Below are 26,890 nucleotides of genomic sequence, written 5' to 3'. Positions count from 1 at the left end.
GATGGGGAGGCATCGCCCGTCGCCGCGGCTGATCGCGGCGGTGCTTCCCCTCGCCCTCCTCGCCTGCGCGCGTGGGCATGACGATTCCGGCGCGGTGAGCGCCGACGAAGCCGCCCAGCTCAACGACGCCGCGGCGATGCTCGACGCCAACAGCATCGACCTCGACGCAGTGACCACCAACGACACGGACGCCCAGCCATGACCAAGCGCCGCCTCGGCTCCACCGATCTGCAGATCGCCCCGCTCGTCCTCGGCGGCAACGTCTTCGGCTGGACCGCCGATCGTGCCGCCAGCTTCGCGGTGCTCGACGCCTTCGTCGCCGGCGGCGGCACGATGATCGACACCGCCGACGTCTATTCCGCCTGGGTCGACGGCCATAAGGGCGGCGAATCGGAAGCGATGATCGGCGAATGGCTCGCCGCGAGCGGCAAGCGCGACGCGGTGCTGATCGCCACCAAGGTCGGCATGCTCCCCGGCGAGGGCGGCGAGAAGCTCGCGCCGTCTCGGATCATCGCCGCCGCCGAAGCCTCGCTCCAGCGGCTCGGCACCGACCGCATCGATCTCTATTACGCGCATCAGGACGACGATTCGGTGCCGCAGGAGGCGGTGCTCGAGGCCTTCGGGCGGCTGATCGACGCGGGCAAGGTGCGGGTGATCGGCGCCTCCAATTTCCACGCCGCGCGCCTCAAATCCGCGGTCGACGCCGCCAAGGCGCACGGCCTGCCGCGCTATCACGTGCTCCAGCCCGAATATAACCTGGTCAGCCGCCACAAGTTCGAGGGCGAGTTGCAGGATTATTGCGTCACCGAGAATATCGGCGTGCTGCCCTATTACGGCCTCGCCTCGGGGTTCCTCACCGGCAAATATCGCAGCCGCGACGATCTGGGTCAGAGCGTGCGGGGCGGCCGGATGGGCGATCTGCTCGACGGCAAGGGCGCGGCGGTGCTCGCCGCGATGGATGCGGTCGCCGAGGAAACCGGCGCACGCCACGCCCAGATCGCGCTCGCCTGGCTGATCGCGCAACCCGGCGTCACCGCGCCGATCGCCAGCGCGACCAAGGTGGCGCAGGTCGAGGAGTTGCTCCCCGCGATGACGCTGGAGCTGAGCAAGGATCAGCTCGAGCGATTGACCAACGCGGGGGCGTGACGACGATCAGGCCGTTACGTTGGCGGCGGTGCGTGGGTCAGGCCCGAAGTCGTTCTCGCCAGCGGTACCCGGCATGACGGCGAAACACAGTTCTACGAGAAAGCCCAGGTAGGGCACGGCGGACGCGAGAACCCACCATCCCGATGCATTGAAGTCATGCACCCGCCGTCCTTCACAGCCAAAGCGGGGGTGATGAAGGCGAGCATCACGACGAGGAACAGCCCGACGGTCCAATTGTGGCTGTCCTCCCTGTCAAACGCGCCACCGATGCCAATTGCGGCAAACATGCTCGTCCACATCATTATGGTGAAGCACAGGAATTCCCGCCGCGACGATCGGCCGCGGAACGCTGCAAAGAGCCGGAAGGGCCGCGCGACGTAACCGGACAGCATCCGTCGTTTCTTCTCCCCCACGATCGACGGGGCAGAGATTCTTCTATCCAACCGATCCATCGATGACGCACGCCGCCGCCGTGGCGCCGTACCGTCATTATAGAGGAGGCCAGACATGGTCGGGCCGAGGAAGCTCGGAAACGACGTGCAAGGCGACGCGTCTTCGCGCCGCCTCGAACAGGCTATGGAGCGGGGCACGTACCCCGCCCCGCACCCTCACGCCGCGAACTGGTTCATCGTATTCCCCGCGCCGCCCGCCTTCAGCGCCGCCTCGCCCGCGAAATACTCCTTGTGGTCGTCGCCGATGTCGGAGCCCGACATGTTCTGGTGCTTGACGCAGGCGATGCCCTCGCGGATCTCGCGACGCTGCACGCCCTCGACATAGCCGAGCATCCCCGCCTCGCCGAAATAGGCGCGTGCCAGCGTGTCGGTCGACAAGGCCGCGGTATGATAGGTCGGCAGCGTGATGAGATGGTGGAAGATGCCGGCACGCGCCGCGGCATCCTTCTGGAAGGTGCGGATCCGCTCGTCCGCCTCGACCGCGAGCGCGGTGCGGTCATAGTCCGCCGCCATCAGCCGCGCGCGGTCATAGCCCGCCACGTCTCGCCCCGCCTCTGCCCAGGCGTCATAGACCTGCTGACGGAAGTTGAGCGTCCAGTTGAAGCTCGGGCTGTTGTTGTAGACCAGCTTGGCGTTCGGCACGACGGCGCGGATGCGATCGACCATCGCCGCGATCTGCTCGATATGCGGCTTTTCGGTCTCGATCCACAACAGGTCGGCGCCGTGTTGCAGGCTGGTGATGCAGTCGAGCACGCAGCGGTCCGCCCCCGTCCCCTCGCGGAACTGGAACAGGTTCGACGGCAGCCGCCTGGGGCGCAACAGCCTGCCGTCGCGGGCGATCACCACGTCGCCGCTGCCGACCGCGGCCGGATCGATCTCCTCGCAGTCGAGGAAGGCATTATACTGATCACCGAGGTCACCGGGCGCGGCCGAATAGGCGATCTGCTTGGTCAGCCCGGCGCCGAGCGAATCGGTGCGGGTGACGATGATGCCGTCCTCGACGCCGAGTTCGAGGAAGGCGTAGCGACAGGCGCGCACCTTGGCGAGGAAGTCGTCGTGCGGCACGGTGACCTTGCCGTCCTGATGACCGCACTGCTTCTCGTCGCTGACCTGGTTCTCGATCTGGAGCGCGCAGGCGCCGGCCTCGATCATCTTGCGGGCGAGCAGATAGGTGGCCTCGGCATTGCCGAAGCCGGCGTCGATGTCGGCGATGATCGGCACGACGTGCGTCTGGTGCTGGTCGATCGCCTGGCCGATCCGTTGCGCCTCGATCGCATTGCCGGCAGCGCGCGCCGCATCGAGATCGCGGAACAGCAGCCCCAGTTCACGCGCATCCGCCTGGCGCAGGAAGGTATAGAGTTCCTCGATCAGCGCCGGGACGCTGGTCTTCTCGTGCATCGACTGGTCGGGCAACGGCCCGAACTGGCTGCGCAGCGCCGCGACCATCCAGCCGGACAGATAGAGGTAGCGGCGATCGGTGGTGCCGAAATGCTTCTTGATGCTGATCATCGTCTGCTGGCCGATGAAGCCGTGCCAGCAGCCGAGCGACTGGGTGTAGGCGGCGGGATTGGCGTCATAGGCGGCCATGTCGCGGCGCATGATCGCCGCTGTGTAGCGCGCGATGTCGAGCCCGGTGCGGAAGCGGTTCTGCACCCGCATCCGCGCGACCGATTCGGCGTCGATCCCGCTCCAATGCGGCTGGGTCGCGATCCGTTGCCGCGCCGCGCCGATCTGCTGCTGATAGCTCATGTCCCGTCCTCGCTTGGTGGTGTCGAGGCGAGACTGTACCGAACTTCACACGATGCAGAGCAGATATCCGCCGTTTTACAGCGTTGCGATGTCACACCCTCGGCAGATCATCAGTAATTTTGTACGAAAGTTTTCAGTCGTTCGTGAAGGTGAACCCCGACACGCCGCGGTCGCGTTCGTTGATCAGCAGCGCCCGCCCCGCCGGCGGCGCGGAGCGTTGCGGGCAGTCGGTGCGATGGCAGGCGCGGCAGCCGAGCCCGATCGGCGTCGCATCGCCCTTCAGGTCGACCCCGCGCGCCACCGCCAGCGCGCCGCCGAGCTCGGCGGCGACGCCGATGCCGACCGCGAATTCGGCGAGCACGCCGCCGTAGCGGCGGCGCTGCGGCGTCACCGTCCGCGCGATCGTCAGCCAGCGCGCGCCATCCTCCAGCTCGACGAGCTGCACCGCGAGGCTGCCCGGCCGGTCGAAGGCATGGTGGAGCCGCCACAGCGGGCATCGACCCTCCGCCTCGGCGAGCGGCGACGCGCTCGCGCCCGAAAAGCGCTTCGAACATTGTCCGGCGCGGTCGACGCGGATCAGGAAGAAGGGCAATCCGCGCGCGCCGACGCGATGCAGCGTCGTCAGCCGGTGCGCGACCTGTTCGAACCCCGCGCCGAACCGCCGCTGGAGCAGTTCGAAGTCATAGCCGGTCGATTCGCAGGCGCGCAGGAAGCGCGCATAGGGCATCATCACCGCCGCCGCGAAATAGCTGGCAAGGTGGCGGCGGAACAACCGTTCGGCGGACCGGTCGGCAAAATCCGCGCCCTTGGCGAGCGCGTCGATCTCGGCCCGCGCCTCGATCTGCGCGAGCTGATAGGCGGCGGCGAAGGTGCGCGAGGCGGGATCGAGCACCTCGCTCAGCTGCAACTGCCGGGCGTGGAGGTCGAGCCGACGCAGCAGGTCGGGCATCACGTCCATCGGCAGGATGCGGATGGTGAGCTGATGCTTGACGCGCAGCCGCTCGGCGATCGCGCCGTACAGGTCGCCGGCGCCGAGGCGCAACTCGTCGGCGAGCGCCTCGGCGGCGCTGTCGAGATCGGCGAAATGCCCGCGCCAGCGCTCGATCGCGCGGCGCACCTCGGCGACCGGATCGACGCCGCCGCCGACGCCGCTGCCGCCGCCGGCGCCGAGCCGGTCATAGGCGCGCGCGAACGCCTCCGCCCCGCCGGGCGCGCCGGCGAGCCATTCGCCGACCTCGTTGCGGTCGATCTCGAGATCGGCGAACATCGGATCGGCGAGCCGCCGGCGGATCGCCGCCTCGCCGCCGCCGGGCTCGCCCGCGGTCAGCGCACGCGGATCGAAATCGTAGGATTCGGCGAGCTTGACCAGCAATGTCGCGGACAGCGGCCGCTGGTTGCGCTCGACCAGATTGAGATAGCTCGACGATATGCCGAGCACCTCCGCCATCGCCGCCTGGGTCAGCCCCGCCTGACGCCGCAGGCGGCGGACGGCATGGCCGGCGAATAATTTGCGGTCGGGCATCGGATCTCCTCGGCTCGAGGATCAGATATGCCGTAGCCGTTGTCAAATCCTTACAGCTTGACGAAACACCATGTCCGTCCGGTGGACACGATGACCGGACGCGCCGCACCTGCCCCCTGCCACGCCCGGCGCAGGACGCTAGGGATGACGACGAAAGTTTCCTGGGGAGGAAAGGTGGCCGCCGGCGTCTCGTACGCTGGCGGCCATTCCCGTTCTACGGCCGGACGATGTGGCCTCGGAACCAGTCGGCGAGCGCGGACTCTTCCAATTCCCCGGCGGCAAGGGCGAGCATCGTCCGTATCGCATCCGCCTTGTCGAAGGCGATCTCCACCCCGTTGAGCCGCAGAAACAGACGCGCCATGACCCAGGCGGTACGCTTGTTGCCATCGGCCAACGGATGATTTCGCGCGATGCCATAGGCATATGCAGCGGCCAGCACGCTCGGGTCGGTCTCGCCATAGCCGAATTTGTTCACCGGACGCGCCAGCGCTAATTCGAGCAGGCCGATATCCTTCACCCCGGCCAGCCCGCCATGTTCGGCCAATTGGCGATCGTGAACCGCCACCGCCATATCCGGACTGAGGAACCGCGGCGGTGTCGTCGTCATTTTGCGAGAACCGCGAGGATGTCACGATCCTCGCGCATGATGTCTTCGGCGGCCGCCATCGCTTCGGCGAAATCGGGGTCGTGCGCGCGCAGACCGACGCCCCATGGATGTTCGGTGAGGTACAGCGAGTCGCCGAGTCCGACGCGAAGCTGCGCGAGCACCTCCTTGCTGAGGATCACGCCCTGTGAATTGCCGATCTTGATGATGCGGACTTCCTGGGCCGTCTTATTGTCAAGCACCTTGTTCATACGCCCGTTATAACATCGTCGAGGGAGCCTCACCACCCCCTCGCGCGTAACGCCTGCAACACCAATGACGGGACATGGGATGGATCAGGGGCTGACCGCGCGCATTCGCGAGAATATCGTGCTGTATGGCGCGCTTGCCGCCAATCTCGGGATCGGCGTCGCGAAGTTCGTCGCCGCCGGCATCACCGGCTCGTCGTCGATGCTGACCGAGGGCGTGCACAGCTGCGTCGACAGCGGCAACCAGATCCTGCTGCTCTACGGCCAGCATCGCGCCAAGCGCGCGCCCGATGCGATCCATCCGTTCGGCTATGGCCGCGAATTGTATTTCTGGGCGTTCGTCGTCGCCATCCTGATCTTCGCGGTCGGCGCGGGTGTCTCGGTCTACGAAGGCTATCTGCATATCCTCGAACCCGAACCGCTGCGCGACCCGCTGGTCAATTACATCGTCCTGGCGATCGCGGTCGCACTCGAGGGCTCGTCCTGGTTCATCGCGATGCGCGAATTCGCCAAGGCGAAGGGCGGCGAAGGCTGGTGGCAGGCGATCCGCCAGAGCAAGGACCCGGCCGGCTTCATCGTCCTGTTCGAGGATTCGGCGGCGCTCGCCGGCCTGGTGATCGCCGCGATCGGCGTCTGGGCAAGCCATGCCTTCGCCGATCCGCGGATCGACGGCATCGCCTCGATCCTCATCGGCCTGATCCTCGGCATGGTCGCGATGCTGCTCGCACGCGAGGCCAAGGGGCTGCTGATCGGCGAACGCGCCGACCCGAAGGTGGTCGAGACGGTGCGCGGCATCGTCGCGGCGCATCCGGCGATCAGTGCGGTCAATCACGTCCGCACCATCCACACCGCACCCGACGCGATCTTCGTAGCGGTCAGCGCCGATTTCGTCGACAGCATCACGATGGGCGAAGGCGAGACGATCATCGAGCAGATGGAGGATCGTCTGCGCGACGCCGTACCGATCCCGTCATCCATCTATATCCGCCCGGAAAAGCGTGAGAATGCCGCGACGCTCACGCCGCCGGCAGCGTCCGCGGAGTGATCCTCATGCTGCGGCCGGGCGACAAATGTCACGAACCCGTCACATCGGCAGTGCACCGCGGCTAATATGGCTACCATGGTCTCCGCTGCGTCCGCCTCCCCACCATCGACCGAGCGGCCCCACGGCCCCGGCCCGCGACTCGACGGGCAGTTGCACCCGGCGGGACGCTGGCTGTTCCTCGTCGTGCTGGTCGGCGCGCTGGGCTATGCCGGGGCGAGCGTCGTGTCGGACACGGCGGAGGTGGGCGAGACGCTGGCGACCGGCGTCTTCCTGTTCCTCGGCCTCGCGCTGCTGATCGCGCTCGGCTTCGAATTCGTCAACGGCTTCCACGACACCGCCAATGCGGTGGCGACGGTGATCTACACGCATGCGATGCCGGCACCGCTCGCGGTGGTCTGGTCGGGCTTCTTCAACTTCCTCGGCGTGCTGACCTCGTCCGGCGCGGTCGCCTATACGATCGTCACGCTGCTGCCGGTCGATCTGATCCTCCACGTCGGCTCGCTCGGCGGCTTCGCGATGATCTTCGCGCTGCTGCTCGCCGCGGTGATCTGGAACCTCGCGACCTGGGCGGCGGGGCTGCCCAATTCGTCGAGCCATGCGCTGATCGGCTCGGTGCTCGGCGTCGGCCTCGCCAACCAGCTGCTCGCACGCGGGTTGAGCGGCACCTCGGGTGTCGACTGGCATCAGGCGAAGAACGTCTTCCTGTCGCTGCTGGTCAGCCCGCTGGTCGGCTTCGCCGGGGCGCTGATCCTGATGCTGGTGATGAAGCGCTTCTTCCGCGATCCGAAACTCTATCGCGAGCCGCCGACCGATGCGCCGCCGCCGCGCGGCATCCGCGCGCTGCTCGTCTTCACCTGCACCGCGGTCAGCTTCGCACACGGCAGCAACGACGGGCAGAAGGGCATGGGGCTGATCATGCTGATCCTGATCGGCTGCGCCCCCACCGCTTATGCGCTCAACCGCACCGTGCCGTCGAGCGCCACCCCCGCCTATGTCGCGCAGGCGCGCGCAGCACAGGCGACCTTCGCCGCGCATGCCGGCACGCCGCCCGCCTCTCTCGACGCCGCGCGCGCGACGATCACCCAGGGCCTGTCGGTGCGCCGCGTCAACGATCCCGACGTCTATGGCGCGCTCGCCGCGCTGTCGGCCGATGTCGGCCAGCGGATCGGCAGCTATGGCGCGCTGAGCCGCGTCCCCGCCGCCGCGACGCCGAACCTGCGCGCCGACATGTATCTGGTGCTCGACGCGAGCAAGCAGATCGTCACCGACGAGGGCGCCAAGGCGCGCTTCTCCGCGCGCGAGATCGAGCAGATCAAGGGCTATGGCGGCAGCCTCGAACAGGGCACGCGCTACATCCCCTTCTGGGTCAAGGTGACGGTGGCGATCGCGCTCGGCCTCGGCACGATGGTCGGCTGGCGGCGGATCGTCGTCACCGTTGGCGAGAAGATCGGCCAGACGCACCTGACCTATGGGATGGGCGCATCGGCGGAGCTGATGGCGGCGAGCACGATCCTCCTCGCCGACCGCTTCGGCATGCCGGTATCGACCACGCACGTCCTCACCTCGGGCGTCGCGGGCGCGGCGGTCGGCAACGGCGCCGGGCTGCAATGGCGGACGCTGCGCAACATGGCGCTCGCCTGGGTGATGACGCTGCCGGCGGCGATGCTGCTCGCCGGCGGGCTCTACTGGGCGCTCACCGCCATCCTGCGCGTGGCCACCGCCGCCTGAGCGGCGCGCGGCGTGATCGGCAGGGACGCCACCGTCGCCGGTCTGCCGGCGATGCCGCGCCGCCGAATAGCAGAGATAAGACAAGTCGTTGCCTTGCTTGCCCATGTGGGCATCGAGCCGGCGTAACGACCGACAAGCATCCCGCAAGACTTGGCGACGACGCGCCAAGACTGCAACACGATCGTCATCGCTTCGTGATCGCGCCGTCACATGCCGATGGCATGGAGGCAGCGGGGCGATAGGCCCCCCGGGGGCCGATCCATGACCGTCATCGATGCGAGCAGCGCCGACGTTCTCGCCTTTCTGCCGCAACGCCCATCGGTCGTCGAGCGCGGCGATATCCCCCGCCGCCGCTTCCGGACGATCTGGATCTCCGACGTCCATCTCGGCACGCGCGGCTGCAACGCCGACATGCTGATCGACTTCCTCGACCATGTCGACAGCGAACAGCTCTATCTCGTCGGCGATATGATCGACGGCTGGCGGCTCAAGAAGAAATTCTACTGGCCCGCGGCGCATAACGACGTCGTCTGGCGGCTGATGAAGCGCGCCAAACGCGGCACCAGGGTCACCTATATCCCCGGCAATCACGACGAGGTGTTCCGCCAGTTCGCCGGGCTCGACTTTGGCGGCGTGCGCATCCGGCGCAAGGCGATCCACACCACCGCCGACGGCCGCCGCCTGCTGGTGCTGCACGGCGACGAATTCGACGCGATCACCCTCGCCCACCGCTGGCTCTCGAAGATCGGCGACAGCGCCTATACCGCGCTGATGGTGCTCAACCGCTGGGTCAATGCGGCGCGGCGGCGGCTCGGCATGCCCTATTGGTCGCTGTCGAAACACGCCAAGGCGAAGGTCAAGAATGCCGTCGCCTTCATCTCGCGCTTCGAAGAGGTGGTCGCGCATGCCGCCGGGTCGCGCGGCGTCGACGGTGTCGTCTGCGGGCATATCCACACCGCCGAGATCCGCGACATCAACGGCGTCGCTTATTATAACGACGGTGACTGGGTCGAAGGCTGCACCGCGCTGGTCGAACATTTCGACGGCCGGATGGAATTGCTGCTGTGGGGTGACGAGATCGCCGCCCGCGTCGCCGCCGATCGCGCCGCGCAGCGGGCCGGATCGATCGCCGCCTGATGCGCATCGCGCTGGTCACCGACGCCTGGCAGCCGCAGGTCAACGGCGTCGTCCGCACGCTGACCGCGATCAAGCGCGAGGTCGAGGCGCAGGGGCATGATTTGCTCGTCGTCTCGCCCGACCGTTTCGTCAGCCTGCCCTGCCCGAGCTATCCCGAGATCCGGCTGGCGATCGCCGGCGGCCGCAGCATCGGCCGGCTGATCGGCGATTTCGACGCCGAGGCGATCCATATCGCCACCGAAGGCCCGCTCGGCGTCGCGGCACGGCGCTGGTGCGTCGCCAGGGGGCTGCGCTTCACCACCGCCTATCACACGCAATTCCCCGATTATGTCGCCGCGCGCACCGGGGTGAGCGCCGAATGGATCTGGCGCTACATCCGCTGGTTCCACGCCCCTGCCGACGCGATCCTGACCTCGACGCCATCGGTCGACACCGCGCTGCGCGCGCATGGGCTCAATCGGTTGCGGCGCTGGGGGCGCGGTGTCGACCTTACCGTCTTCGCCGCCGAGGGGCCGGTCGATCCGGCGATCGCGGCGCTTCCGGGACCGATCCAGCTCTACGTCGGCCGCGTCGCGATCGAGAAGAATATCGAGGCGTTCCTCGACACTAGGGTGCCGGGCACCAAGGTCGTGATCGGCGACGGTCCGGCGCGCGCGACGCTCGCCGCCCGCTACCCCGCCGCGCATTTCCTCGGCGCGCGCTTCGGCGACGCGCTGGCCGCCGCCTATCGCAGCGCCGATCTGCTCGTCTTCCCGAGCCGCACCGATACGTTCGGGCTGGTGATGATCGAGGCGCTCGCCTGCGGCACGCCGGTCGCGGCGCTGCCCGCGCCCGGACCGGTCGATGTCCTGTCGCCCGAGGTCGGTGCGATCGACGGCGACCTCGACACCGCGATCCGCCTCGCGATGACCCGCGACCGCGCCGCCTGTGCCGCTTATGCCAAACGCTTCACCTGGCAGGCGAGCGCTCGCCAGTTCCTCGACAGCCTCGCCCCGATCCGCGCGGCGGAGGTCCGCGCCGCCTAAGCCGGGGGCTGGCGGGGCGAGGCTGAAAGACCAAGGGCGGCGCTCCGCTCCTGTCTGGCAGATGGTCTGGGACACGATGGGCCGACCCTCGGCATCGTAAGACAGAGTCGCTTCCGGATTACGCAGACTGCCTTGCTACAGTATTGCGTGGAACATGGGCGCGATACCAGCGACGGTATGACTATCGCGCCAATCTCGCCAGAGCATCTGCAAAGGCCGGATTTCTACGGAAGCCTCGCCTCAGTAGCGCCGTCACCTCGGACGTGTTCCGGGGTCCATTGTGCCGGAAAGTCACCGACTTACGCATGCGAAACTATGGATGCCGAACAGGTCCGGCATGACGAAGAGGGCAGCGCAGTGCTCCCGCGAAGCGGGAGCCCAGTGTTCTTTACCCCGAGACGGTGTTCTGCTTGGCCACTGGGTTCCCGCCTGCGCGGGAACACTGGTGCTTGAAGCTATGCGGGCGACTCTCGCAAAGGGCGCGAGAGAAAAGGAAAGCGGGATAGACCCCAAAGGCCCCCATCAGCCCTGCCGACTTGCTCGCGCCGCGCCGGCACGCTGCGGCCAGCGCAACCGTCCCGCGCCGGCCGAAGCCGCCCCTCGCCGCAGCGACACCAGGATGCCGCCGAACGCCCCTATCGCGCCGCGACCGGCTTGGCCGGATCGTCGACATCGAGCCCGCCGCCCAGCGACCGGTACAGTTCGACGATATTGCTCCCCCGGTTGAGCCGCGTCGCCACCAGCTGCTGCTGCGCCGCATAAGCGGTGCGCTGCGAATCGAGCGTCGTCAGGAACGATTCGACCCCGGCGCGATAGCGCGCGTCGGAGATGCGCAGCGCGACATTCGCCGCCTCGACACGCGCGGATTGCGCCGCGAGCTGCTCGTCGATCGTGCCGCGCTGGGCGAGCGCATCGGCGACCTCGCGGAAGGCGGTCTGCACCGTCTTCTCATAGGTCGACACCGCCGCCTGCTGCTGCGCGCGGGCGAGGTCGACGTTGCCGCGCAGCCGGCCGCCGTCGAACAGCGGCAGCGAAACCGACGGCGCTCCGGTGTAGGTGAAGCTGCCGCCCGCGAACAGGCCGCTCAGCGCGGTGCTGATCGTGCCCAGCGTCGCGGTCAGCGAGATGCGCGGGAACAGCGCCGCCCGCGCCGCACCGATATTGGCGTTCTGCGCGATCAGTTGATGCTCCGCCTGCAAGACGTCGGGACGACGCAGCAGCACGTCGGAGCGGATCCCGGCGGGCAGCACCTGCAAGGCGGCGTCGCCGCTGCCGAGCCCCTGCGGCAACAGCTCGGTGGTCACCGGCGTACCGACGAGCAGGTCGAGCGCGTTCTTGTCCTGCGCCACCCGCGTCTTGAGCACCGCGATGTCGTTGCGCGCGCCCTGATAGGTCGTCTCCGCCTGCCGCGCCTCGAGCTCGGAGGCGACGCCGATGCGGAATTGCGCGCGGGTCAGTTCGAGCGACTGTTCGAACGAGGTGAGCGAGCGTTGTGAAATCGCCAGCTGGTCCTGATCCGACGCCAAGGTCAGCCAGGCGGTGGCGATCTCGGCGATCAGGCTGATCCGCGTCGAGCGCTGCGCCTCTTCGGTGGCGAAATATTGTTCGAGCGCGGCGCGGTTGAGGTTGCGCACCCGGCCGAACAGATCGAGTTCGAACGCCGAGAAGCCCGCATTGACCGAGTAGAATTCGAAGTTGGACGAACTCGTCCCGACGCTGCCGCTGGTGCCGCTGCCCGCGCTCGACCCGGCGCCGGTCCCGGTGCCGACACCGGTGCCCGTCCCCGTCCCCGTCCCGCTACTGCCGCTGGCGGCGCCGCCGAGCGTGCTCGCCGCGCCCTGGATGTTGTTGGTGTAGGTGCCGGAAGCCGACAGGCTGGTCGAGGGCACCAGATCGGCGCGCTGGATGCGATATTGCGCGCGCGCCTGCAGCACGTTGGCGGCGGCGACGCGCAGGTCGCGATTGTTGTCGAGGCCCAGCGCGATCGTCCGGCGCAACCGGTCGTCGGTGAAGAAGTCGCGCCAGCCGATCTTGGTGACGTCGGGCGCATCGGTCGCCGCGGCCGGATAGACACCGCCCTGCGGCAGCGCCGCCGGCACTTCGCCCACCGGCCGCACATAATGCGGCGCGAGGTTGCAGCCGGCGAGCGCGGTCGCGCCCAGCAGGCCGAGGAGGATCTTGCTCGTCATCACCACTCAGGCTCCCTGCGGCGCGGGCGTATCGCCGCGTGCGCCATCATCATGCGGGCGATCATCCTGCGGATGATCGTCGTGGCGGTCATGCCCGTCGTCCTGCGCGCCGCGCTTGCCGTCCTCGCCATGGCCGAACAGCCGCAGCACGACGACGAAGAACATCGGCACGAAGAAGATCGCAAGCACCGTCGCCGACAGCATGCCGCCGACGACCGCGCGGCCGATCGCATTCTGCCCGCCGGCACCGGCGCCGGTCGAGACCGCGAGCGGCAGCACGCCGAAGATGAACGCCAGCGACGTCATCAGGATCGGCCGCAACCGCAGCTTCGCCGCCTCGACCGCGGCGTCGAACGGCCGCATCCCCTCGTTGATCCGTTCCTCGGCGAATTCGACGATCAGGATCGCGTTCTTTGCCGACACGCCGATCGTCGTGATCAGCCCGACCTGGAGGTAGATGTCGCTGTTGAGCCCGGTCAGCGTCGCCGCGAGCAGCGCGCCGATGATGCCGAGCGGCACGACCAGCAGCACCGAGATCGGCACCGACCAGCTTTCGTACAGCGCGGCGAGGCAGAGGAAGACGATCAGCAGCGACAGGCCGTAGAGCGCCGGCGCCTGTCCGCCCGACAGGCGTTCCTCATAGGACAGACCCGTCCAGTCGAGTCGCGTCCCCGGCGGCAGCTTGGCGTGCATCGCCTCGATCGCCTTCATCGCCGCGCCCGACGACACGCCCGGTGCCGGCTGGCCGAGGATCTCCATCGACGGCAGACCATTGTAGCGGGTGAGCTGCGCCGGCGCCTGCGACCAGCGGACCGTCGAAAAGGCCGAGAAGGGCGCCATCGTACCGGTGTCGCTGCGCACGTAGAAATTGGCGACGTCCTCGGGCTTCAGGCGATAGTCTTCATCCGCCTGAATGTAGACGCGCTTGACGCGGCCGCGGTCGATGAAGTCGTTGACGTAGGCACTGCCCCAGGCGGTCGCGATCGTGTTGTTGATCGTGGTGAGGTCCAGCCCGAGCGCCTTCGCCTTGTCCTGATCGACGTCGATCTTGAGCTGCGGCGCATCGTCGAGCGCGTTGGGACGCACGCCGATGAGCGACTTGTCCTGCGACGCCATGCCCAGCAGCATGTTGCGCGCCGCGAGCAGCTTTTCGTGGCCGATGCCGGCCTCGTCGACCAATTGCAGGTCGAACCCGCTGGCATTGCCCAATTCCTGCACCGCGGGCGGGATGACCGCGAAGATCATGCCGTCCTTGAACTGCGAGAATGCGCCCATCGCCCGGCCGACCAGCGCCTGCGCCTTGTTCTCGGCGCCCTTGCGATGCGACCATTCCTGCAACGGGATGAAGGCGATGCCGCTGTTCTGGCCCTGCCCCGCAAAGCTGAAGCCGTTGATCGTATACACGCCCTGGACGTTCTTCCCCTCGGTCTGGAGGAAATGGTCGCGGATCGTGTCGAGGCCCTTCTGGGTGCGTGCGGTGGTCGCGCCCGGCGGGCCCTGGACCAGCGCGATCATGATGCCCTGATCCTCTTCCGGCAGGAAGCCGGTGGGCAGGCGCACGAACAGCACCGCCATGCCGATCACGATCAGCGCATAGACGACAAGCGAGCGCTTCCAGTTGCGCGCGGTCGAGCGCACGCCCCTGGCATAGCGATCCTGGCCGCGATCGAACTTGTCGTTGAACCAGCGGAAGAAGCGCGCGAGCGGGCCGTTGCCTTCCGCCTTGCCGGGATCGTGCGGCTTGAGGATCGTCGCGCACAGCGCCGGGGTGAGGATCAGCGCGACGCTGACCGACAGGACCATCGCCGAGACGATGGTGATCGAGAACTGACGATAGATGACGCCGGTCGACCCGCCGAAGAAGGCCATCGGCAGGAACACCGCCGACAGCACCAGCGCGATGCCGATCAGCGCGCCGGTGATCTCGTCCATCGACTTGCGCGCCGCCTCCTTGGGGCTCAGCCCCTCGGTCTGGATGAGTCGCTCGACGTTCTCGACGACGACGATCGCGTCGTCGACCAGCAGGCCGATCGCCAGCACCATGCCGAACAAGGTCAGCGTGTTGATCGAGAAGCCCGCCGCGGCGAGGATCGCGAAGGTGCCGAGCAGCACCACCGGCACCGCGATCGTCGGGATCAGCGTCGCACGGAAGTTCTGCAGGAACAGGAACATCACCAGGAAGACGAGGATCACCGCCTCGATCAGCGTATGGACCACCTGCTCCACCGACAGGCGCACGAACGGCGACGTGTCATAGGGGTAGATGACCTTGACGTCGGGCGGGAACTGCTTGGCGATCGCGTTAACGCGCTCCTTCACCGCCTTGACCGTGTCGAGCGCATTGGCGCCCGGCGCCAGCTTGATGCCGATGCCCGAGGCGGGCTTGCCGTTCCACTGCGCCGAGAAGGCGTAGTTTTCCGCGCCGATGCCGACGCGCGCGACGTCGCTGAGGCGGACGACCGAACCGTCGGTGTTGCTCTTCAACCGGATCGCCGCAAATTGTTCGGGCGAGGTCAGTCGCGATTCGACCGAGACGGTCGCGTTGAGCATCTGCTCCTTGGGCGCGGGCTGCGCGCCGAGCTGCCCGGCGGAGACCTGCGCATTCTGCGCGGTGATCGCCGAGGTGACGTCGGCCATCGTCAGCGCGTAATTGTTGAGCTTGATCGGATCGACCCAGATTCGCATCGCATATTGCGACCCGAAGATCTGCGTATCGCCGACGCCGTTCACGCGGGCGAGCGGGTCCTGCAACTTGGACGCGACATAGTCGGCGAGGTCGACGTCGCTATGGCTGCCGTCCGACGAATAGAGGCCGACGAACATCAGGAAGTTCTGCGTCGCCTTGGCGACGATCAGCCCCTGACGCTGCACCTCCTGCGGCAACAGCGGCGTCGCCGCCTGCAATTTGTTCTGGACCTGCACCTGCGCGATATCGGGATCGGCGCCCTGTTCGAAGGTCAGCGTCACCGTGACGGTGCCCGCCGACGACGAGGAGGACGAGAAGTAGCGAAGGTTGTCGATCCCCTTCATCTGCTGCTCGATGATCTGCGTCGTCGTGTTTTCGAGCGTCGTCGCATCCGCGCCCGGATAGGTGGCGGTGATCGACACCGCCGACGGCGCGATCGCCGGGAACTGGGCGATCGGCAGCGAGCGGATCGCGATGACGCCGGCGAGCATCAGGATGATCGCGATCACCCAGGCGAAGATCGGCCGGTCGATGAAATAGCGGGCCATGAGGGGTTACTTTGCCTGAGCTGCGGGCGCACCGGCGCCCTGGGGGGCGGCGGGCTTGGCGTTGGGGTCCCAGGGCTTGCCCTGGACGGGCATGCCGGGGCGCAGCATCATCGCACCCGCGACGATCACCTTCTCGCCCGGCTTGATGCCGCCGGTGACGAGCCAGTCCTCACCGATCGTGCGGCTGGTCTGCAGCGTGCGGACCTGGATCTTGCCGTCCGCGCCGATCACCATCGTCGTCGCCTGGCCCTTTTCGTCGCGGCTGACCGCGCGCTGCGGCACCAGCAGCGCCTTTGCCTGCGTGCCCTCGACCAGCGAGGCGCGGACGAACATGCCGGGCAGCAGCAGGCCGTTGGGATTGGGGAAGAGCGCGCGGATCGTCTGCGATCCGGTCGTCGGATCGACGGTGACGTCGGCGAAGCGCAAGCTGCCCTGCGGGCCATAGGCGCTGCCGTCCTCCAGCGTCAGCCGGACGCGGGCATTGCCGTCGCGCGCGACCTGGCCGCTGAGGATCTGCTGGCGCAGCTTCAGAAGCCCGGCGCTCGACTGCTGGATGTCGACGTACATCGGGTCGAGCCGCTGGATCGTCGCCAGCGGCTGCGTCTGCGATGCCGACGCGAGCGCGCCGGTGGTGACCAGCGAACGGCCGATCCGCCCGGCGATCGGCGCCCGCACCGTGGTGCGCGACAGGTCGATCTGCGCGGTGCGCAGCGCCGCCTGCTGCGCGGCGACGTCGGCCTGCGCCTGCGCCGCGCTGGTCTGCGCATTCTCATATTCCTGGCGGGCGATCGCGTTGATCTTGACCAATTCGCCATAGCGGCGCGCGAGCGCGGCGGTGGAGGCAATATTGGCGCGCGCGCGCGACAGCGCCGCGCGCGCGCTCGCCACCGCCGCCTGATAGGGCGCGGGATCGATGCTGTAGAGCGGCTGGCCGGCGCGGACCATGTCGCCTTCCGTGAACAGCCGCGCGCGGATCAGGCCGTTGACCTGCGGCCGTACGTCCGATGTTTCATAGGCGGTGGTGCGACCCGGCAATTCGGTCGTCAGCGTCACCGACTGTTCACGTACGGTCAGATATTCGACCTGCGGCGGGCCCTGCGGCGCCTGCTGTTGCTGCTGCTGCTTGCTGCCGCACGCCGCCAGTGACAGCGCCAACGCTAGCACCGCCACCCCGTGTCGCCTATTCGCCATGCAAAATGTCCGCTGATAAGAATGTGAGTGATCGATCACTCACGCTCTGCTACTCGCAGTCAGGAACTGGCGTCAAGGCTCGCCGACGAGGAATGGAATGGACGGCTCGAGAATTTGTTGCGGTGCACCACGAAACAATGCGGAAATGCGCCGTTTCAAGGTCATCGAGGCGGCACGTAGATTGTTCATCGAAAACGGTTTTCATGCCACCGGCATCGCCCAGATCGCGCGCGAATCGGGCGTCGCGGTCGGTCAGCTGTATCGCGATTTCTCCGCCAAGGAGGATATCGTCGCGGCGATCGTCAATTCGGACTGCCGGTCCTTCCTGTCCGCCGAGTCGCTACGCCGGGCGATCCAGGCCAAGGACGTCGGCCACGTCCGCGACTGGCTCCACCAGCTCGTCACCCCCGGCCGGGACGACGACGAGAGCGACGGCGACCCGCGCCTGTTCGCCGAGATTCTGGCCGAGGCGGCGCGCAACAGCCGCATCGCCTCGATCTTCAACGCGACGCATCAGGACGTCCGCGCGCTGATGCTCGACGCGCTCGAGATGCTCGCCCCCGGAGACGCGCTGGCGGACCGGCGGTCGGCGCTTGCCGATGTCATCCTGATCATGTCGCTGGGCATGCTGCACCACAGCATGGTGCGCCCCGACGAGGATGATTCGGCGTTGGTCGAGGCGCTGGTCGCGACGATCGACCGCGACGTCGATGCGCTGCGTCGCGCCGCCGTGGTCGACAAGCAGGACGGCTGATCACGCCCGGCGGAAGGCATCGGGATCGATGCCGTAGCGCGCCAGCTTATAGTAGAGCGTCTTGCGCGGCACGCCGAGCAGTTCGACGGCCCTGACGACATTGCCGCCGCTCGCGCGCAACGCATCGACGATGACGCGCGTCTCGAATTCGGCGACCTGGCTCGGCAGGTCCTGCGGGGCGCTGTCCGGCCGATCCTCCGCGGCGAGCACGCAGGCATAGGCATAGTTGCGCAATTCGCGGACGTTGCCCGGCCAGCCATGCGACAGGACATGCTGCCGCTCCGCCTCGCCGATCGCATAATCGGGTCGCGCCAGCGCCTCGCGCGCCTGATCGACGAAGGCGACGAACAGCAGCAGCCGGTCATGTTCGCGCTCGCGCAGCGGCGGCAACGCGATCCGCGTCATCGCCAGCCGATGGTAGAGGTCGGCCCGGAACTGCCCCGCCGCGACCGCCTGCGCGAGGTCGTCGCGGCTGGTCGCGACGACGCGCAGCTGCACCGCCTCCGCCCGCTCCGCGCCGATCGGCTGCACCTCGCGCTCCTCAATGACGCGGGTCAGCGCCGCCTGGATCGCCGGCGACAGCGCGTCGACCGCGTCGAGCAGCAAAGTGCCGCCGCTCGACGCCGCGATCGCGCCGGTGCGCGACAGCCGGGTGTGCGCGACGCTGTCGGCGGCATGGCCGAACAGATCGGCCGCCCCTTCCTCACCCAAGGCGCTGCAATCGACCGCGACGAACGGCCGGCCGCGCCGGGGGCCAAGCCGGTGGAGCAGCACCGCGGCCAGTTCCTTGCCGGTGCCGGTCTCGCCTTCGACCAGCACGTCGAGATCGGCGGCGGCGAGCCGCGCGATCGTCGCGCGCAGCCGGACGATCGCGGCGCTGTCGCCGATCAGCGGATGGTCGTCGCCGGCATCGAGCGCGGCGCGCAGCCGCCGGTTCTCGATCACCAGCGCGCGCCGCTCCAGCGCCCGGCCGATCGTCGCGACGAGGTGGTCGGTGGCGAACGGCTTGGTGAGGAAGTCGAACGCGCCGTCGCGCAACGCCGCCACCGCCATCGGCACATCGCCATGACCGGTGACGAGGATCACCGGCAGATCGGCGTCGATCGCGCGCAGCCGGGCAAGCAATTGCAGCCCGTCGATGCGCGGCATGCGGATATCGGAGACGATGACGCCGTCGAAATCGGCGGGCAGCGCGGCGAGCGCCGCCTCCGCCCCGGCGAAGGCGCGGACGGTCAGCCCGGCCAGCTCCAGCGCCTGCACGGTCGCGAAGCGCAGCGCCTCGTCGTCCTCGACGAACATCACCTGCCCGCTCATGCGCGCCGCAACGTCAGCAGGAAGGTCGCGCCCGGCCCGTCCGGTGCGACGGTCAGCTCGCCACCGAATTCGCGCGCGATGTCGCGCGCGATCGCCAGCCCCAGGCCGAGTCCCTCCGGCTTGGCGGAGGCGAAGGGTTCGAACACCGTGTCGGCGATGGCGGGATCGATACCGGGGCCGGTGTCGGCGATGCGCACCGTCAGCGTCTCCGCGGTCGCGCTGGCCGCGATCCGCACCTCGGGCTGGTCGCATCCGGCGACCGCATCGAGCGCATTGCCGATGACGTTGACGAGAATCTGTTCGAGCCGGATGCGATCGCCGACGACGCGCGCGTCGCGCAGCTCTGCGGCGACGGTGTCGACGACGATGCCGCGCGCGCGCTCGCCGATCAGCAACAGCGTCCCCTCGATCGCCGCGCCCAGTGTCGGCGCGCCGCGCGACGGCGTGCGGCGGCGGGCGAAGGCGCGCAGCTCGCCGGTGATCGTCGCGATCCGGTCGGTCAGCGCGACGATCCGGCCGAGCGTGTCGCGCGCCGCATCGGCCGCGCCCCGGTCGAGCAGGGTCGCGCCATTCTCCGCGAAGGTCCGGATCGCGGCGAGCGGCTGGTTGATCTCATGCGCGACGCCGGCGGTGATCTGGCCGAGCGAGCCCAACCGGTTGGCCTGCGCCAGCTCCTCGCGTGCGGCGCGGAAGCGGCGGTCCGCCTCGGCGCGCTCCTGCGATTCGACGATCAGCCGGGCATTCGCCTCGCGCAGCTCGCGCGTGCGCTGCACCACCGCGCGTTCGAGCGATTCGCGCGCCTGGGTCTGCGACCGGCGGCGGTCGGCGCCGCGCCACGCGATCCCGCCCGCGACAGCGACGACGAGCAGCAGCACCAGCCCGCCAAGCGCCGCCTGCGTCCGCGCGCCCGCAAGCGCCGGACGCAGCGGGGTCAGATGCGACACCGTCCCGCCATCGAGCGGCGCGGCGACGCTGGCGCTGCGGTAGCGGAGCGGCCGCGCGTCGCGGATCGCGCGGACGTCGCGCCCGTCGATCGCGAAGGCGGGGGTGAACGGCGGCGCCGCGCCGAACTGGCGCGAGCGGATCAGCCGGGCGCGGCGCGCCGCGTCGAGCGGTCGGATCGGATGGAAGCGCCACGCCGGCACGCTGGTGACGAGGATCAGGCCGCGCGGATCGGTCAGGATCGTCGCGCCGGGCGACTGCGCCCATTCGCGCTCGAGCCGGTCGAATTCGACCTTGACGACAATCACCCCCAGCGCCCGCCCGCCGCGATCGATCCGCCGCGCGAGATACAGGCCGGGCCGCCCGCTCACCGTACCGAGCGCGAACAGCTCCGACGTGCCGCGCGCCATCGCCTCGGTGAAATAGCGGCGGAAGGTATAATCCTGGCCGACGAAGCTCGCCTGGCTGCGCCAGTTGCTCGCCGCCACCGCACGGCCGCGCGCATCGATCGCATAGAGCGCGGCGGCATCGGTGCGGGTCGCGAGCAGTTCGAGCGTCGCGTCGAGCCGCCGCAGCGCCGCGGCATCGCCGGCGAGCGCGACCGGCACGTCGGGATATTCGGCGAGCACCAGCGGCAGCAGCCGGAATTTCTGCAACTCGCTGGTCAGCAGGCCGGCATGGGTGCGCGCCAGCGTCAGCGCCTCGCGATCCGCCGCCGTCCGCGCGGTCGTCTCCGCCCAGCGCGTGCCGGCGAGGATCATCACCGCGATCAGCCCGGCGAGCAGCGGCAGCCACGCCAGCCGCCGCAGCCGGCCTAGCGGCTGGGCCAGATCGTCAGGCTGGTATCAACCAGCCGCTCGAGATCGGTACGGCTCGCGCCCGATCCGGCCTGCACCGCCATGCCCTGCAACAGCGCGTAGAGGCAGCAGGTCAGCCCGGTGGCGTCGACATGCGGCGGCAGGTCGCCCTCCGCCTTGGCGCGATCGAACCGCTCGATCAGCGCCGCATGCGACGAGGCACGGCGCGCACTGACATGCGCCTTGATCGAATCGGCCTCCGCGCCGCACGGCATCGCACTGATCACGCCGAGACAGCCCTTGGGATCGCCGCTCTGCCCGGTCTGCAGGGCGAGCGCACCGCGCAGGATCGTCTCGGCGACGCCGCGCGCGGTCGGCTGGTCGAGCGCCTGCCGGACATAGGCGAGCTTTTCCGCCTCGTAGAGATCGAGCGCCTTGTTGAACAAGGCTTCCTTATTGCCGAAGGCGGCGTAGAGGCTCGGCCGGGTGATCCCCATCGCCTCGGTCAGATCGGCGAGCGACGCGCCCTCATAGCCCTTGCTCCAGAACACGCGCAACGCCGCGGCGAGCGCAGTGTCGGTGCAGAACTCGCGCGGGCGGCCCTTGGCGGGCACCGGCGCGTCGTCATGCGACAGGGTCATGCTTTCCATATCGCTCAGTATAGAACTCGCGGGCGTCCCATACAAGGCGTTGCGGACTGCAACCTTTCTCGGCCGGGCGGGGGACAGGCCAAGGCAAGGGTCGGCGGGAGCGAAGATGCCGCCTCCGCTCAACCGCCGGTGCGCAGATACGAACGTCGCCGCCAGACCGCGCCGACGCACCCAAGAGTAGCCAGTGCTCCCGCGAAAGCGGGAGCCCAGTTTCTTGTCTCCGGCCACTGTTCTGCTCGGCACTGGATTCCCGCCTGCGCGAGACCTCTGCGAAAGTAGCAACCCGACCTGCCCACGTACCACCCCGGCGCAGGCCGGGGTCCAGTTTGGTGAAGCTTTGCAATTAGTTACAAAGGCCTCCAAACTGGGCCGCGGCCTTCGCCGCGGCGGTTTCGAAACTTTCGCAGGGGTCTCGCCTGCGCGGGAATACTGGTGTGTGCGGCACGCGTAGCGCCTTTTGCGGAAGTCTTGAACGAGGACGGCTTGCTCAACTGCGTCAGGTGCCGGCGGCAGCTACGCGAAGCTCCGCGCCTCCGCGCGAATACACCTTCTTTCCTAGCGAGCCCCCGCCCCCTCAGGCCGCATCCGCCAGCACCGGCCGGCCGACCAGCTCGCGCGCCACCGCCTCGGCGATCTTGATGCCGTCGACCGCGGCGGAGAGGATGCCGCCGGCATAGCCTGCCCCCTCGCCCGCCGGGAACAGGCCGGCGGTGTTGACGCTCTGGAAATCGTCGCCACGGGTGATGCGCAGCGGCGACGAGGTGCGCGTCTCGACCCCGGTCATCACCGCATCGGGATGGTCGTAGCCGGGGATCTGCTGGCCGAAGGCGACCAGCGCCTCGCGCATCGCGGTGACCGCGAAGTCGGGCAGCACCTCGGCGAGATCGGTCATCGTCACGCCGGGGCGATAGGAGGGGATGACGCTGCCGAGCCGCGTCGACGGCCGGCCGGCGAGGAAGTCGCCGAGCCGCTGCGCCGGCGCGCGATAGGCGCCGCCGCCCGCCTCGAACGCGCGCGTCTCGAGCTGCCGTTGCAGCGCGATGCCGGCGAGCGGATCGCCGGGATAGTCGCGCGCCGGATCGATGCCGACGACGATCCCCGAATTGGCGTTGCGCTCGTTGCGCGAATATTGGCTCATGCCGTTGGTCGCGACCCGCCCCGGCTCCGAGGTTGCGGCGACGACGGTGCCGCCCGGGCACATGCAGAAGCTGTAGACGGTGCGCCCGTTCTTGCAGTGGTGCGACAGGCTGTACGCCGCCGCGCCGAGATCGGGATGGCCGGCGCACGGCCCGAACCGCGCCTCGTCGATCCAGCTTTGCGGATGTTCGATCCGCACGCCGATCGAAAAGGGCTTGGCTTCGAGGAAGACGCCGCGCGCATGCAGCATCGCGAACGTATCCCGCGCGCTATGCCCGAGCGCGAGCACCACCGGCCCGTCGGTCGCCAGCCGCTCGCCGGTGCTGAGGTGGAGCGCGGCGAGGCGGCGGCTGCCGTCCGCCCCGGTCGCCACATCGATATCGTCGACCCGGCGTTCGAAGCGATATTCGCCACCGAGCGCCTCGACCGTCGCGCGCATGCTCTCGACCATCGTCACCAGGCGGAAGGTGCCGATATGCGGATGCGCCTCGGTGAGGATCTCCTCGGGCGCGCCGGCCTTGACGAACTCGCTCAGCACCTTGCGGCCGAGATGGCGTGGATCCTTGATCTGACTCCATAATTTGCCGTCGGAGAAGGTACCGGCGCCGCCCTCGCCGAACTGGACGTTCGATTCGGGATTGAGTTCGCTACGCCGCCATAGGCCCCAGGTGTCCTTTGTCCGCTCGCGCACCACCTTGCCGCGATCGAGGATGATCGGCCGGAAGCCCATCTGCGCGAGGATCAGCCCGGCGAAGAGCCCGCACGGCCCCGCCCCGACCACCACCGGACGCGGCCCGGCATAGCCCGCCGGGGCCTTGGCGACGAAGCGATAGCCGGTGTCCGGCGTCGGGTTGACGTGGCGGTCGCGCTTGAACCGGGCGAGCACCGCCGCCTCGTTCTTGACCGTCACGTCGATCGAATAGACGAAGTGGATGTCCATCTTGTCGCGCGCGTCGTGCGCGCGCCGCGCGACGGTATAGCGGACGAGGTCGCGCGGCGTGATGCGCAGCCGGTTGCGGATCGCCGCGGCCAGCGCCTCCTCCGGATGGTTGAGCGGCAGCTTCAATTCGGTGATGCGGAGCATGACCCGCCTTAGCCGATTTCGCGCCCGCCAGCCACCCGTGCGCGCGCCGGGTCAGCCGGCGACGTCGACCGCCTCGGTCACGATGATCTCTGGCCGTGCCGTCGCCAGATCGCGCGCGGCGAGGCCGAACGCCTTGAAATGATCCGATCGCATATGCGCGTCGACCGCCGCCTGATCGGCATAGAGTTCGTTGAAGACGAACCGCCGTGCGCCCTCGGTCTCGCGCCACAGCTCGTAATGGAGCGTGCCCGGCTCGACCCGCGACGCCGCGACACAGACGCGCGCCGCCGCGACGAACGCCTCCTCCGCGCCGGGATTTATCGAGACGAATGCGATCACTTTGATGGCCATGCCGCTAATCCTTATCGTGTCGCCCCCAACTGGGAGCGGCGGCACGTCGCGGCAAGCCTACCAGCGGCCATCGGCCGCCGCGGTGCCGCGATATTCGGCGATCCGTCGCGCCGTCGCCGGCGACACCGCCGCCGGCAGATCGTCGAGCGCGAACAGCCGCGCCTCGACCAGTTCGACGCCATCGGCCACCGGCGCGTCCCGCGTCGTTCCGCGGAATAGGAAGACGGTATCGCGCCGCCCCTCCTGCCGCGCCTCGAACCGGCCGATCGCGGTCGGCGCGTCGAGCGTGCAGCCGGTCTCCTCCGCCAGCTCGCGCACCGCCGCATCGGCGGGGGATTCGCGACGACCGATGCCGCCGCCCGGCAGCATCCACCAATCGGACCGCCCGTAACGGTGGCGCACGAGCAGCAGCCGCCCCGCCGGATCGAACGCCATCACCTTGACCCCGCGCGTCCGCCAGCGCAGCAGCGCGAGCATGCGGCGGCGCAGGCGATAGCCGAGATCGATGAGCGGGCGCATCGCCCCGCCATAGCCGGTCGCGGCGCCTGCGACCAACGCTTGCGCGATGCCGGCGAACCGGCAAAGAGGCGGATCGAAGGGAAGCCTATGTCCGTCTTGTCCGATCGCTGGATCCGCGACGCCGCGCGCGAGCAGCGGATGATCGAACCGTTCGTCGAGAGCCAGCGCCGCGAGGGCTGCATCAGCTACGGCCTGTCCTCCTATGGCTATGACGCCCGCGTCGCCGACGAATTCAAGATCTTCACCAATGTCGACAATGCCCTGGTCGACCCGAAGGACTTTGCCGCCAACAGCTTCGTCGATCGCAAGACCGACGTGTGCATCATCCCACCCAACAGCTTCGCGCTCGCCCGCACGGTGGAATATTTCCGCGTGCCGCGCGACGTGCTGGTCATCTGCCTCGGCAAGTCGACCTATGCGCGCTGCGGCATCATCGTCAACGTGACGCCGCTCGAGCCCGGCTGGGAGGGGCACGTCACGCTCGAATTCTCCAACACGACGCCGCTGCCTGCCAAGATCTACGCCAATGAGGGCGCCTGCCAGTTCCTGTTCCTGCAAGGCAACGAGCCGTGCGAGATCAGCTACGCCGACCGGGCGGGCAAATATATGGGCCAGCGCGGCGTGACCTTGCCGAAGCTGTAGGCGCGCCGGGAGGGCACCCGCCCCCCCGTCCGACCGGACCGGCGCCTGCGGTGACGAGGGGCCGATTCGCGCATGAAGGCCCGCACGCGCATGGCGGCGCGACCGACCCCGGCGCCAACCTCCTGATGATCCAGCCCTTTCCTGCAAGCTATTGCAAGTCATTTGCATCACTGGCATCGATGATGACCTGAACAGGGGGATCATCGTGGTTGCTGTCGTGCAGGCCCGCTCGGCGCGGGCGTTTCTGCTGTCGATGTCGCTCGTCTCGAGCGGATGCCTGCTTCCGACGGCAGCGATCGCGCAGCGCGCCGAGGATGGCGCCAGTGACGATATCGTCGTCACCGCCGATCGGCGCGACAGCTTCGGCGCCGATTATGTGCAGGCCGGCACATTCCGCGACGCACGGTTGATCGACACGCCGTTGACCGTGTCGGTGCTGACCCGCCCCCTGCTCGACGCCCAGCAGGCGCAGTCGCTCAACGATGCGGTCCGCAACACCGCCGGCGTCAGCCAGGCGCAGATCAACACCAGCATCTACAGCAATCTGGCGATACGCGGCATCACGCTCAACAATTTCACCAACGTGCGGTGGAATGGCGTGCTGCCGGTGGTCAACGTCATCGAACAGCCGGTCGAGGCGATGGACCGGGTCGAGGTGCTGAAAGGGGCGGCCGGTCTCTATTACGGATTTGCCACGCCATCGGGCATCGTCAATCTCGTCACCGCGCGCGCGGGCACGACGCCCGTCACCCGCATCACGATCAGCGGCAACGCCTATGGCGCGATCGGCCTGACCGGCGATGTCGGCCGGCGCTCCGGCGCGGTCGGCATCCGGATCAACGGCGGCACCGGCCTCGTCGCGACGGGGGTCCGGTGGACCAAGGGCCAGCGCGGCTTCGCGACGCTCGCCTTCGACTGGACGCCGACGGACGCGGTCCAGATTCTCGTCGACGCCGCCTATATCGCCAAGACGGTCACCGAGCCGACCGAATTCAGCCTGGCCGCGGTGCACGACAGGATCGTCCTGCCGCCGCTGTCGTCACCGCACCGCAACCTCGGCGCCGACTGGATGCAGGCGCGGGGTCGCGAAACCAATTTGCTGGCGCGGGTGAACTATGATGTCGCGCCGCGCTGGTGGCTCGCGGCCGCGATCGGGCGCTCCTATCTGACGCGCGATCGGGCCTATTCGTCGTTCGGCCGCTACGATCCGCTCACCGGGGATGGGATCGTCACCGTCGCGCGGACGCGCGGCAACGATTTCACCAACCTCGTCTATCGCGGCGACCTGTCCGGCGGCATCCGCACCGGTCCGCTCCACCATGATCTGCTCATCGGCATCGCCGTACAGATCCGCGACGGCAACGTGCCGATCGCCGTCCGTCGTTCAGTGCCGCAAAACCTGAACCACCCGGTCCCCATCCCCCCGCAGC

24 protein-coding genes are annotated in these 26,890 nt (G+C 68.5%); 9 read left to right on the top strand and 15 right to left on the bottom strand.

Going from position 1 to position 26,890, the window contains the following annotated elements:
* The first annotated feature begins 1 nt into the window (after position 1).
* A complete protein-coding gene (locus BW41_RS09300; protein ID WP_037533915.1) occupies positions 2–202 on the top strand; it encodes a hypothetical protein in 201 nt (66 codons plus the stop codon).
* Positions 199–1,146, top strand: a complete 948-nt coding sequence (locus BW41_RS09295) for an aldo/keto reductase (protein ID WP_037533868.1) — start codon at positions 199–201, stop codon at positions 1,144–1,146. Before BW41_RS09300 ends, BW41_RS09295 begins: the two co-directional genes overlap by 4 nt.
* A 6-nt stretch (positions 1,147–1,152) precedes the next feature.
* Here BW41_RS09295 and BW41_RS22055 read toward each other — a convergent pair whose 3' ends face one another.
* From BW41_RS22055 to BW41_RS09270, 6 genes are all read right to left on the bottom strand, one after another.
* Positions 1,153–1,308: a DUF805 domain-containing protein gene (locus BW41_RS22055; RefSeq protein ID WP_161773123.1), complete on the bottom strand. Its 156-nt coding sequence runs from the start codon at positions 1,306–1,308 to the stop codon at positions 1,153–1,155.
* The gene (locus BW41_RS21540; protein ID WP_037533866.1) at positions 1,239–1,538 is read right to left on the bottom strand and encodes a DUF805 domain-containing protein; all 300 of its coding nucleotides are present in this window, start codon (positions 1,536–1,538) and stop codon (positions 1,239–1,241) included. The genes BW41_RS22055 and BW41_RS21540 overlap by 70 nt, the downstream gene beginning before the upstream one ends.
* A 216-nt stretch (positions 1,539–1,754) precedes the next feature.
* Complete coding sequence (locus BW41_RS09285; RefSeq protein ID WP_037533864.1) at positions 1,755–3,347, bottom strand: isocitrate lyase; 1,593 nt, start codon at positions 3,345–3,347, stop codon at positions 1,755–1,757.
* Between the two features lie 133 nt (positions 3,348–3,480).
* Positions 3,481–4,869, bottom strand: coding sequence for a helix-turn-helix domain-containing protein (locus BW41_RS09280; protein WP_037533862.1), 1,389 nt, complete (start codon positions 4,867–4,869; stop codon positions 3,481–3,483).
* A 214-nt stretch (positions 4,870–5,083) separates the two neighbouring features.
* Positions 5,084–5,476: a type II toxin-antitoxin system death-on-curing family toxin gene (locus BW41_RS09275; protein ID WP_037533860.1), complete on the bottom strand. Its 393-nt coding sequence runs from the start codon at positions 5,474–5,476 to the stop codon at positions 5,084–5,086.
* Positions 5,473–5,724 (bottom strand): transcriptional regulator, encoded by a 252-nt coding sequence (locus tag BW41_RS09270; protein WP_051583392.1) that lies wholly within the window; start codon positions 5,722–5,724, stop codon positions 5,473–5,475. Before BW41_RS09270 ends, BW41_RS09275 begins: the two co-directional genes overlap by 4 nt.
* Positions 5,725–5,803: 79 nt before the next feature.
* Here BW41_RS09270 and BW41_RS09265 point away from each other — a divergent pair, with 79 nt between their 5' ends.
* From BW41_RS09265 to BW41_RS09245, 4 genes are all read left to right on the top strand, one after another.
* Entirely contained in the window at positions 5,804–6,766 is a 963-nt protein-coding gene (locus BW41_RS09265; RefSeq protein ID WP_037533858.1) for a cation diffusion facilitator family transporter, read from the top strand.
* 66 nt (positions 6,767–6,832) lie between these two features.
* Positions 6,833–8,494 carry an inorganic phosphate transporter gene (locus BW41_RS09260; protein ID WP_037533856.1) on the top strand — a complete coding sequence of 554 codons (1,662 nt, stop codon included), beginning with the start codon at positions 6,833–6,835 and terminating at the stop codon, positions 8,492–8,494.
* A gap of 261 nt (positions 8,495–8,755) precedes the next feature.
* The gene (locus BW41_RS09250) at positions 8,756–9,631 is read left to right on the top strand and encodes a UDP-2,3-diacylglucosamine diphosphatase (RefSeq protein ID WP_037533852.1); all 876 of its coding nucleotides are present in this window, start codon (positions 8,756–8,758) and stop codon (positions 9,629–9,631) included.
* Positions 9,631–10,656 carry a glycosyltransferase family 4 protein gene (locus tag BW41_RS09245; protein WP_037533850.1) on the top strand — a complete coding sequence of 342 codons (1,026 nt, stop codon included), beginning with the start codon at positions 9,631–9,633 and terminating at the stop codon, positions 10,654–10,656. The genes BW41_RS09250 and BW41_RS09245 overlap by 1 nt, the downstream gene beginning before the upstream one ends.
* Positions 10,657–11,291: 635 nt before the next feature.
* Here BW41_RS09245 and BW41_RS09235 read toward each other — a convergent pair.
* Genes BW41_RS09235 through BW41_RS09225 form a run of 3 tightly spaced genes read right to left on the bottom strand, consistent with a single transcriptional unit; the run spans position 11,292 to position 17,270 of the window.
* Positions 11,292–12,845: an efflux transporter outer membrane subunit gene (locus BW41_RS09235; RefSeq protein WP_200870392.1), complete on the bottom strand. Its 1,554-nt coding sequence runs from the start codon at positions 12,843–12,845 to the stop codon at positions 11,292–11,294.
* Positions 12,846–12,851: 6 nt separating this feature from the next.
* A complete protein-coding gene (locus BW41_RS09230) occupies positions 12,852–16,079 on the bottom strand; it encodes an efflux RND transporter permease subunit (RefSeq protein WP_037533847.1) in 3,228 nt (1,075 codons plus the stop codon).
* A gap of 6 nt (positions 16,080–16,085) precedes the next feature.
* On the bottom strand, positions 16,086–17,270 hold the full coding sequence (locus tag BW41_RS09225; protein WP_037533845.1) for an efflux RND transporter periplasmic adaptor subunit: 1,185 nt from the start codon (positions 17,268–17,270) through the stop codon (positions 16,086–16,088).
* Positions 17,271–17,415: 145 nt separating this feature from the next.
* Between BW41_RS09225 and BW41_RS09220 the strand changes: the two genes are divergently transcribed.
* Positions 17,416–18,024, top strand: a complete 609-nt coding sequence (locus tag BW41_RS09220) for a TetR/AcrR family transcriptional regulator (protein WP_037533843.1) — start codon at positions 17,416–17,418, stop codon at positions 18,022–18,024.
* Here BW41_RS09220 and BW41_RS09215 read toward each other — a convergent pair whose 3' ends face one another.
* The 6 genes from BW41_RS09215 to BW41_RS09190 all read right to left on the bottom strand — a co-directional run bounded on the left by BW41_RS09215 (position 18,025) and on the right by BW41_RS09190 (position 24,818).
* Positions 18,025–19,338 (bottom strand): sigma-54-dependent transcriptional regulator, encoded by a 1,314-nt coding sequence (locus tag BW41_RS09215; RefSeq protein ID WP_037533842.1) that lies wholly within the window; start codon positions 19,336–19,338, stop codon positions 18,025–18,027.
* Positions 19,335–21,041: a sensor histidine kinase gene (locus tag BW41_RS09210; protein ID WP_081793004.1), complete on the bottom strand. Its 1,707-nt coding sequence runs from the start codon at positions 21,039–21,041 to the stop codon at positions 19,335–19,337. Before BW41_RS09210 ends, BW41_RS09215 begins: the two co-directional genes overlap by 4 nt.
* Before the next feature lie 53 nt (positions 21,042–21,094).
* Positions 21,095–21,718 carry a TetR/AcrR family transcriptional regulator gene (locus BW41_RS09205; protein ID WP_373276441.1) on the bottom strand — a complete coding sequence of 208 codons (624 nt, stop codon included), beginning with the start codon at positions 21,716–21,718 and terminating at the stop codon, positions 21,095–21,097.
* 583 nt (positions 21,719–22,301) lie between these two features.
* Positions 22,302–23,948 (bottom strand): NAD(P)/FAD-dependent oxidoreductase, encoded by a 1,647-nt coding sequence (locus tag BW41_RS09200; protein ID WP_037533837.1) that lies wholly within the window; start codon positions 23,946–23,948, stop codon positions 22,302–22,304.
* A gap of 51 nt (positions 23,949–23,999) precedes the next feature.
* Positions 24,000–24,299 (bottom strand): putative quinol monooxygenase, encoded by a 300-nt coding sequence (locus BW41_RS09195; RefSeq protein ID WP_037533835.1) that lies wholly within the window; start codon positions 24,297–24,299, stop codon positions 24,000–24,002.
* Between the two features lie 57 nt (positions 24,300–24,356).
* Positions 24,357–24,818: an NUDIX domain-containing protein gene (locus BW41_RS09190; RefSeq protein WP_037533911.1), complete on the bottom strand. Its 462-nt coding sequence runs from the start codon at positions 24,816–24,818 to the stop codon at positions 24,357–24,359.
* An 87-nt stretch (positions 24,819–24,905) separates the two neighbouring features.
* Between BW41_RS09190 and dcd the strand changes: the two genes are divergently transcribed.
* Together dcd and BW41_RS09180 are read left to right on the top strand one after the other, a co-directional pair.
* Positions 24,906–25,460, top strand: a complete 555-nt coding sequence (gene dcd / locus BW41_RS09185) for a dCTP deaminase (protein WP_037533833.1) — start codon at positions 24,906–24,908, stop codon at positions 25,458–25,460.
* 205 nt (positions 25,461–25,665) lie between these two features.
* On the top strand, positions 25,666–26,890 hold a 1,225-nt coding region (locus BW41_RS09180), incomplete at its 3' end, for a TonB-dependent siderophore receptor (protein WP_152542230.1).

The organism is Sphingomonas sp. RIT328, assembly GCF_000632225.1.
GTDB lineage: Bacteria > Pseudomonadota > Alphaproteobacteria > Sphingomonadales > Sphingomonadaceae > Sphingomonas > Sphingomonas kyungheensis.
This window is presented reverse-complemented; position numbering and strand designations above follow the sequence as displayed.